Here is a 251-nt window from a genome sequence, read left to right on the forward strand (position 1 = left end):
GCGATCGAGGCGCTGCCCGCAATTCTCGAGCGCGTTCCCGATGCCCGCTACGTGCTGCTGGGCGCGACCCATCCCGCACTCCTGGCACAGGAGGGCGAGCGCTACCGCGACGGGCTCGCCGCCCGCGCCCGCCGGCTCGGCGTCGACCATGCGCTGAACATGGAGAACCGCTATGTCGACGACGGCGACCTCTGCGACGCGCTGCGGGCGGCCGATCTCTACGTCACGCCCTACCTCAATCCCGAGCAGAT

1 protein-coding gene is annotated in these 251 nt (G+C 70.5%); it reads left to right on the plus strand.

Going from position 1 to position 251, the window contains the following annotated elements:
- The coding region (locus Q1A87_RS24005; protein ID WP_299657442.1) for a hypothetical protein at positions 1-251 on the plus strand (251 nt) is incomplete at both ends.

It is taken from the genome of uncultured Jannaschia sp. (assembly GCF_947494055.1).
Lineage (GTDB): Bacteria > Pseudomonadota > Alphaproteobacteria > Rhodobacterales > Rhodobacteraceae > Jannaschia.